This is a genomic window from Nonomuraea sp. NPDC049649 (genome assembly GCF_040675175.1).
Classification (GTDB): Bacteria; Actinomycetota; Actinomycetes; order Streptosporangiales; family Streptosporangiaceae; genus Nonomuraea.
The window spans coordinates 1-8256 of sequence record NZ_JBFAOH010000079.1; the positions used below are offsets into that span (position 1 = coordinate 1).

9 protein-coding genes and 1 pseudogene are annotated in these 8256 nt (G+C 72.2%); 5 read left to right on the forward strand and 5 right to left on the reverse strand.

What is annotated here, in order from left to right; genetic code table 11:
* Positions 1-143: 143 nt before the first annotated feature.
* The gene (locus tag AB0J42_RS37210; protein WP_364303212.1) at positions 144-2471 is read left to right on the forward strand and encodes an AAA family ATPase; all 2328 of its coding nucleotides are present in this window, start codon (positions 144-146) and stop codon (positions 2469-2471) included.
* On the opposite strand, the gene AB0J42_RS37215 is transcribed toward AB0J42_RS37210, so the two are convergent.
* Complete coding sequence (locus tag AB0J42_RS37215; protein ID WP_364303214.1) at positions 2461-2883, reverse strand: SRPBCC domain-containing protein; 423 nt, start codon at positions 2881-2883, stop codon at positions 2461-2463. The two genes, AB0J42_RS37210 and AB0J42_RS37215, sit on opposite strands and share 11 nt — an antisense overlap.
* A gap of 103 nt (positions 2884-2986) precedes the next feature.
* Between AB0J42_RS37215 and AB0J42_RS37220 the strand changes: the two genes are divergently transcribed.
* Complete coding sequence (locus AB0J42_RS37220; RefSeq protein ID WP_364303216.1) at positions 2987-3670, forward strand: helix-turn-helix domain-containing protein; 684 nt, start codon at positions 2987-2989, stop codon at positions 3668-3670.
* On the opposite strand, the gene AB0J42_RS37225 is transcribed toward AB0J42_RS37220, so the two are convergent.
* Complete coding sequence (locus AB0J42_RS37225) at positions 3667-4095, reverse strand: glutaredoxin domain-containing protein (RefSeq protein WP_364303218.1); 429 nt, start codon at positions 4093-4095, stop codon at positions 3667-3669. The two genes, AB0J42_RS37220 and AB0J42_RS37225, sit on opposite strands and share 4 nt — an antisense overlap.
* Positions 4096-4099: 4 nt before the next feature.
* Positions 4100-4471 (reverse strand): ClpX C4-type zinc finger protein, encoded by a 372-nt coding sequence (locus tag AB0J42_RS37230; protein ID WP_364303220.1) that lies wholly within the window; start codon positions 4469-4471, stop codon positions 4100-4102.
* Positions 4472-4579: 108 nt separating this feature from the next.
* Here AB0J42_RS37230 and AB0J42_RS37235 point away from each other — a divergent pair, with 108 nt between their 5' ends.
* Positions 4580-5398: a lysophospholipase gene (locus AB0J42_RS37235; protein WP_364303222.1), complete on the forward strand. Its 819-nt coding sequence runs from the start codon at positions 4580-4582 to the stop codon at positions 5396-5398.
* On the opposite strand, the gene AB0J42_RS37240 is transcribed toward AB0J42_RS37235, so the two are convergent.
* Positions 5384-5905, reverse strand: a complete 522-nt coding sequence (locus AB0J42_RS37240) for a hypothetical protein (protein WP_364303224.1) — start codon at positions 5903-5905, stop codon at positions 5384-5386. The two genes, AB0J42_RS37235 and AB0J42_RS37240, sit on opposite strands and share 15 nt — an antisense overlap.
* Positions 5906-5965: 60 nt before the next feature.
* Positions 5966-7093 carry a ring-hydroxylating oxygenase subunit alpha gene (locus AB0J42_RS37245; protein ID WP_364303226.1) on the reverse strand — a complete coding sequence of 376 codons (1128 nt, stop codon included), beginning with the start codon at positions 7091-7093 and terminating at the stop codon, positions 5966-5968.
* Between the two features lie 546 nt (positions 7094-7639).
* Between AB0J42_RS37245 and AB0J42_RS37250 the strand changes: the two are divergent.
* Positions 7640-7768, forward strand: a pseudogene (locus AB0J42_RS37250) (IS256 family transposase); the annotation flags it as partial.
* A gap of 98 nt (positions 7769-7866) precedes the next feature.
* Positions 7867-8166: a hypothetical protein gene (locus AB0J42_RS37255; protein ID WP_364303228.1), complete on the forward strand. Its 300-nt coding sequence runs from the start codon at positions 7867-7869 to the stop codon at positions 8164-8166.
* Positions 8167-8256 lie beyond the last annotated feature (90 nt).

Consider the following 8256-nt stretch of genomic DNA (forward strand, 5'->3'; position numbering starts at 1 on the left):
TCCTATTTCTTATTTCTGTTTATACACGGGCCCCGGCCGCCCCCCCCCCCCCCCCCCCCCGGGCCCCCCGCCCCCCCCCCCCGGCCACGAACCTGCCCGCCTCCCTGAGCAAGCTGATCGGCAGGGGAGAGGCGCTGGCCGAGGTGCGGTCGCTGGTGCGGGAGGAGCGGCTGGTCACCCTCACCGGCACCGGCGGGGTCGGCAAGACCCGGCTGGCGCTGGAGGTGGCGGGCGAGCTGAACGAGGAGTTCCCCGACGGGGCGTGGCTGGTGGAGCTGGCCCCTTTGGATCGCCGGACGGCGGCGCTGCCCGAGGCCGTGCTGGCCGCGCTGGACATCCGGCAGGACGCCGCCGCCCCGCCCGCCGACCGGCTGGCCGAGGCGCTGCGGGCCCGGCGCATGCTGCTCGTGCTGGACAACTGCGAACACGTCGTCGAGCAGGCCGCCGACCTGGCCGCACGGCTGCTGCGCGCCGCCCCCGGCCTGCACATCCTGGCGACCAGCCGGGAGCCGCTGGCCGTGGACGGCGAGGTGCTGTGGGCGGTGCCGCCGCTCGACCTGCCCGGCAGCACCGACCTGACGGTCATGGCCAAGTCGGACGCGGTGCGGCTGTTCGTGGCGCGGGCCGCGGCGTCGGCGCCCGGGTTCGGGCTGAACGTGGGGAACGCCGAGGCGGTGGCGCGGCTCTGCCGCCGCCTCGACGGCATCCCGCTGGCGCTGGAACTGGCCGCCACCCGGGTGCGGGCGCTCGGCGTGCAGGGGGTGGTGGACCGGCTCGGCGACCGGTTCCGGCTGCTGGCGTCCGGCCGGCGCGGCGCGCCCGCCCGCCAGCGGACGCTCACCGCGGTGATCGACTGGAGCTGGGACCTGCTCACCGAGCCCGAACGGGCGGTGCTGCGAAGGCTGGCCGTGCACGCCGACGGCTGCACGCTGGACGCCGCCGAGGCGACGAGCCCCGACGAGGACGTGCTCGACCTGCTGGCCCGGCTGGTGGACCGGTCGCTGGTGGTGGCCGTGGACGGCACGGCGGGCGTGCGCTACCGGCTTCTGGAGTCGGTGGCCGAGTACTGCCTGGCCCGCCTCGCCGAAGCGGGCGAGACGGATCGGGTACGGGCCGCGCACGCACGCCACTACCTGGCCCTGGCCGAGCAGGCCGAACCCCACCTGTACGGGCACGAGCAGCGGGACTGGCTGCGGCGGCTGGACCAGGAGGCCGCCAACTTCCGGGCCGCCCTCGACACCGCCGTCCAGCAGAAGGACGCGGACGTGGCGCTGCGGCTGGTCAACGCGCTGGCCTGGTACTGGTTCCTGCGCGGCCGGCTGGCCGAGGCCCGGCGCTCCCTGGAGACAGCCCTGACCGCCGCCCCCGGGGCGGACCGCGCGGCAGGATCGCCGGCGGCGGACCGCGCGGCGGGGTGGTTGGCCGGGTTCGCCGCACTGCTCGGGGAGGAGGTCGAGTGGGAGCCGGTGCTCGCCCGTATCGAGGACCCGGCCGCGCGGGCGAGGGCCACGCTCTTCGTCGGCATGGTCGTCCTCGACCTGCCGTCCAGCGAGGAGCTGGTGGGCAGGGTGCTGCGGGAGTGCCGCGCGCTCGGCGACCGGTGGGGCGTGGCCGCCGCGCTCAGCAGGCAGGCCAGGGCCGCCTTCGCCCGGAGCGAACTGGAGGCGGTCAGGGAGGCGGGGGAGGAGAGCGCCCGGATCTTCCGCGAGCTGGGCGACCGGTGGGGCGTACTCCAGGCCACCGAGTGGCTGGCCGGGCTGGCCCAGACGGTCGCCGACGGCGAGCGCGCCGAGGAACTGTTCGCCGAAGGGCTCGTCATGGCCGAGGAGCTGGGGCTCTGGCCGGAGGTGGCCCGCCGCACCGCGTGGCTGGGCTGGCTGGCGATGTACGAGGGCGACCACGTACGGGCGATGGAGCTGTGCGGCAAGGCGATGCGGCTGGCCGTCGCGCACGGCTACCAGGAGGGCCGGATGATGGCGGAGATGGGCCTCGCCTTCGCCGCCCAGAAGGCGGGCGAGCTGGACCTGGCGGAGAAGCACCTGCTCAACCTGCTCGACGGCGTGCCGCGCGGCCCCGCCGCCGAACCCGCCCTGCACCTGCCGACCACCCTGGGCGCCCTCGGCCACGTCGCCGTCCAGCGCGGCGACTGGGCCGCCGCACTGGAGCTGCACCGGGAGGCGTACGAGGCGGCACGCAAACTGGGCGACCCGCGTACGACCGCGTTCACGGTGGAGGGCATGGCGAGCGCGCTGGCCGCGGGCGGCTCCCACACGGCGGCGGCCCGCCTGCTCGGCCTGGCGGCGGCGGCCCGCGACCGGCACCACACCCCTCCGGTCCCCTCCGAACAGGAGGACATCCGGCGGGTCGCCGGGACGTGCCGGGAGGCGCTGGGCGATCAGGCGTACGCCGACGCGTACGAGGAGGGCGGCAAGCTGGAGCTGCACGAGGCCGGTGACAGTCTCACCCGGTGAGGTGCTCGTCGAGCCGGTCGAAGAACTCCATCCAGCCCCGCCTCGACTCCTCACCGGCGTTCACCCCGTACTCGCGGAAGGTCATCGCGGTCCCGCCGCCGTCGTCGGCCAGCTCGACCGTCACCACCGACACCGGATCGTCCGGGTCGCCGGTGGCGAAGACGAGCCGGTCGGGCGGCACCACCTCGCGGTAGACGCCGTCGAACGTCACCTCGAACCCCTCCTCGGCGGTCAGCGTCACCCGCCACACCCCGCCGGGACGGGCGTCCAGCACGATCCGGTCCACCGGCGCCGCCGTGAACCGCGGCCCGAACCACCGCGCGAACCGTTCCGGCGTGGTCCAGGCGGCGAAGACGTCCTCGCGGGGGACGCCGTACCCGCGGATGATCTCGTACGAGGCGTGCTCTGCCATCGTGGCCTCCCTCATCGTGCCGACGAGGGTCACCATGACCGGCCGCGCTTACGATTTCCTTCACGGATATCGCGCCGGCGGAAGTCGCGGCTAGGCTGCGCGGGTGGACAGCGCAGAACTCAAGGAACGCGTACGCGAGCTGCGGGCCGAGGGCCGGTCGCCCAAGGAGATCGCCCGCGCGCTCAAGGTGCCCCCGTCGGTCGTCGCCCCGCTGGTGCGGGCCCTCGCCGCCGAGAGCAGCGGCGACGACCGCGAGGCCGAGCTGATCGGCTGCTGGATGAGCGTCGGCTGGAGCAACGGCCTCGGCGTCGACCCGTCCCGCGGCTGGGTCGACGAGGCGCCCGACGCCGACGGCGGCATGGTGTCGGTGCTGGTGGTGCGGCGGGAGACGTGGGACAGGCTGGCGGTCGCCGGTTTCCTGGCCGACGTCTACTGCACGGGCATCAAGCACATCATCGGGCCCGACTCGCTCAACGAGCGGGAGATGCTCCGCTTCAGGGAGTTCTTCTTCTCCGACTACAAGGGCTACCAGGAGGTGCCGCTCGACCTGGCCCGCCACCTGGTGTTCGGCGCCGACGCGTACGGCCAGTCGGTGGGCATCGACTCCCACGAGGAGTTCGAGCGGGTCTCGCCGATCCTGGGCGACCCGTGGGAGGGGCCGTCGGCGATCACGTTCGGCCGTGAGGGCAGGCCCTACTACGTGCCCGGCGCGTACGACGACCCGCAGAAGGTGATCCACCTGCTGCGCAGGAAGCTCAGCTACGACGAGTTCGACTACGAGGTCTAGCGCGGCAGCTGCCCGCGCAACCAGGCGGGGTCGGGGTTGACGTGCGGCACGCCCGCGAGCACCACGGTCGGCACCGTCTCGTCGCCCCCGGCGGCGGCCCGCACGGACGCGGCGCCCTCCGGGTCGCGCCAGATGTCGACCCAGTGGGCGCGCCGGGCGGCGCGGCCCAGCCGGAACCGGAGCCGCAGGCAGAAGCGGCAGCCCGCCCGCCAGTAGACGATCGGCCGTCCGTCGGCCGCGCTGCGGCGCCGCGCCTCCGCGTCGGTGACCGACGCCGGGAAGGCCAGCGGCGAGAGCAGCACGGCCGGCGCGCCGAACGCCAGCAGGATGACGGCCGCGCCGGCGGGGGAGCCGCCGGCGAGCCGCAGGGCCGCCAGCGCCAGCCCTGACCCCGCCAGCATCAGCGGGAGCGTCCAGGCGCGCACGCGCTCAGCCCTTCTCTCCGGAGAATCTCTCCCACGCCGACTGGCGCGAGGTGCCGAGAGCCGCGCCGATGCGGGCCCAGGAGACGCCCCGCTCGCGCAGCCGTTCGACCCAGGCCCGCAGGTTGGCGTCGACCTGGGCGCTGATGGCGGCCACGCGCGGCAGGAAGTCGAGGATCTCCTCGTCGGACATCGCGTCGGGCCAGGGGATCTCGGCGGCGGGCGTCGACTCGCGCGGCAGTTCGAGCACGGCGTTGCAGAGCTCGACGCACTCGTCGCAGATGTAGACGCCGGCGCCGGCGATCACCTTCTCCACCTCGTCCTTCGACTTGGTGCAGAAGGAGCAGCGGATCTCCAGATCGCGCATGACGGTGCTCATGAGGAACCTCCGTTCGTCAGGGGGGACCTGACGCTAAACCGTCAGGCCCACCCTGACAAGACCCATATTTCCCGCTACGGTGGGATCACTGGGACGAAGGAGCACGGCATGGCCGAGTCGCGGGAGCACAGGTTCACCGGCACGCGAGGCGAGATCGTCGTCCGCGAATGGCCACACGAAAGCCCCCGCTACGTCGCGCTCCTCGTGCACGGCTACGGCGAGCACATCGGCCGGTACGAGCACGTCGCCGGCACCCTGGTCCGCCACGGCGCCGCCGTCTACGGCCCCGACCACATGGGACACGGCAGGTCCCAGGGCGAGCGGGTGCTGATCGACGACTTCGAGGACGTGGTGACCGACGTGCGCGCGGTGGAGGAGCGCGCCCGCACCGGCCACCCCGGCGTGCCCGTCGTGCTGATCGGCCACTCCATGGGCGGCCTCATCGCCGCCCGCTACGCCCAGCGGTACGGCGACGGCCTGGCCGCGCTGGTGCTGTCCGGGCCGGTCATCGGCTCCTGGGAGGTCATCCCGCAGCTGCTCGCGCAGGACCCGATCCCGGAGGTCCCGATCGACCCGGCCACCCTCTCCCGCGACCCCGCCGTCGGCGCCGCCTACGCCGAGGACCCGCTGGTGTGGCACGGCGCGTTCAAACGGCCCACGCTGGAAGCGCTCGCCACCACCCTGGAGACCATCGCCGGGGGCGGCACGTTCGGGTCGCTGCCCACGCTCTGGATCCACGGCTCCGACGACCGGCTCGTCCCGCTCTCCGGCACCCGCCCCGGCATCGAAGCCGTACAGGGCGACGACCTCACCGAGATCATCTACCCGGAGGCCCGGCACGAGGTCTTCAACGAGACCAACAAGGACGAAGTGCTGGCCGACGTGACCGCGTTCGTCGACCGTGCCCTCGCCTCAGACCACCCGTAGCCAGGCGTAGCCCGAGCCCTTGGTCCTCGACAGCTCCACCTTCCAGCACCCGGGCTCGGGGAACACCCACCCGGTGCCCCACTCGTCGCCGGGCCGCCGCCAGCTCGACCCGCCGTGCTCCTGCAGCCACACGAGCTTGGCCCGCTTCCCGCCGGGGCCGGTCGCCGACGCCTCCACCGGGCCGTCCCCGGTCATCCGCCACACGACCTTCACCTCGGTCCCGGCCTTGAACGGCACCTCGCCGAAGAGCAGCCCCCACAGCTCGGCGTCCTCGGCGCTGCCCCGCACCTCGGGAAAGCCGTCACCGGGGGTGAGCAGCTCGGTCCCGTTGCACGTCTCGCCGGTCTCCACCGCCCTCGGCTCGGCGGTCTGCCCGGACTCGTCCGTACTCGACTCGGCGGTTTGCACAGGCTCGCCCGTACCCGCCTGCCCGGACCCGCCCGTGCTCGCCGCGCACCCACCGGTGAGCACGACCACCGCCACCGCCGCCATCGCCAAAGCCCGCACCGACGCTCCTCCCGCTCGTTCCGTCGCTTCCCCTACACGCGGGCGGGCGGAAAGGTTCCCTCAGCGGGCGAGCTCGCGGCGGTAGGCGTCCAGGACGAGGCCGTGGAAGTGGTGGACGGCGTGCTCCGACAGCCCCGACCCGTCCGGGCCGTAGACGATCCTGCCCTGGGTGAAGGCGGGGGTGCGCATGCCGCGCTGCACGCTCTCCACCAGGGCGATGTCCTCCACCTGGAGAACCTGGTCGATGTACCGGATGCTGTCCAGCTCGGCCTCGTTCGGCTCGTCGGTCTCCAGGTAGAAGTCCCAGGTCTCGCGGGTCCGCTCCGGGCCGTCCGGGATGATCTGCAGCACCATGAAGTTGCCCCGGCCGGGATAGCGCAGCAGGCAGGTGTTCGGCCACAGCCACCAGACCGCGTGCTCGGTGACCGTCGCCCCCGACACGTCATAGGCGGAGTTGTCCGTCTTGCCCGCCTGTGCCATGTGGCTGGACCAGATCCCGTGCGTGGTCACCTCGTAGGTGCTCATGTCGACCAGGGACACGAAGTCCTTGTGCGCCACATGACAGTGGTAGCACTCCAGGAAGTTGTCGACGACGTTCTTCCAGTTGGAGGCGATGTCGTAGGTCAGCCGGCGGGCGAGGGTCAGCTTCGCCACGTCCGGCGCCCGCGCCAGGATCTCCGCCTCCAGATCCCCCGCCTGCTCGCCCAGCGGCGCCGCCTCCGGGTCGAGGTTCACGTAGATCATCCCGCCGAACTCGGCCACCTGGACCTGGTCCAGGCAGATCCCGGAGACGTCGAACCCGGTGTTGCGCGCCCGCCGCAACCGGCCGCTCAGGTCGTAACTCCAGGCGTGGTACGGGCAGACGATGCTGCGCCGCACCCCCGACCCCGACAGCAGCTCGTGCGCCCGGTGCTTGCACACGTTGTAGAACCCGCGCAGCGCCCCCGCCTCATCGCGGACCGCGGCGACCGGCATCCCGGCCACCGTGCCCGTCACATAGCTGCCGGGCTCGCGTAACTTCTCCACGTGACAGAGCCACTGCCACGTACGAGCGAAAATCGCCTTCTGATCGACCTCGAACCACTGCGGATCGGTGTAGGCGTCGGCGTGCAGAGACATCGACCGGGCGGGGTCGGGGTGGTATCCGGCTGAGATGTGATCGATGGCGGTGGTCGGGTCGGGTGTCACCGTACCTCCTGATTTGGCACCCCGACGGGCGCCTACCCGGCGGCACGAACAGCCGATGCCGCCGCCATCGAGGCTAATGATCCCCTACCAAGATTCAACCCTTCAGCCCTGAGACGTCCAAGGCATGGCCTTCCCCCACCAGCGCTCCGCGCCGGACAGCTCAGACTGCGCTTCCTGGGGGGCGCGCCCTCCAGACCCCCATCTCCAACCCCGCTTCACCGCTTCGACGGGTATGTGCGATACCAGCGGTGAATCCCATCGCCTGGACGACGCGCGGAAAGGCAGCATGCCTCTCCCCGATGTCGCGGGACAGAACCGTCAGGCATCTTCTGGGACCAGACATCACCTGATCGGCCACCAGGACTCACCTGGAGACTTCAAGGCCGCCACCTGTGATGAGATCGGCCGCCTGCCTAGGACCGTGGACGTGACCTCATCCACACATCCGCCTAGCAGGACCTCTCACACGTCGAGGGAGCCGGTGCACGGCGAGGGAGCGAAATGGTGCAATGCAAATGTGGATCATCACGGCACCTTAGGAGGCAGTCTGTGCGAACAAGAGTGAAGGTCGCTGAGGGGTGTGGCTCGCGGGCCGCCTTGAAACTCACCGAGTCCGCCCGCAGGCGTCGGCATGCGGTCAACGCACCCCACTTCGCCGCACTCGTGTCCGCCGGGTTCGATTACGTCCCCCTGGTCGCCGGGTTCGAGCACGGCCCCCTGGTCGCGGGGTTCGAGCACGGCACCCCGGTCGAACGCGGACAGGTCACCGCGGTATGACCGGCCCTCAGGGACGCCCCCTGCTCTTCCTCGACATCGATGGGCCGCTCCTGCCGTTCGGTGGCAGCCCACAGCGCCGACCATCAGGCACCCACCTGGCGAGGCTCGACCCGCAGGTGGGGCTCCGGCTGGCGGCGCTGCCGTGCGACCTGGTCTGGGCCACCACCTGGGAAGACGAGGCCAACGCCGAGATCTCGCCTCGGATCGGGTTGCCACGATTACCGGTCGTGCACTGGCCCGATCCTTCCGACCAGGACGAATGCGAGGATCGGTGGTTCGGGCTCTGCTGGAGTTAGCGTCCACGGGGGTGGTGTACGGGTTTGAACCCGTTCGTCACCTTGATGCCCGTGCGGGAAGATCGATGTGACATGAGGGCGGCCACTCCG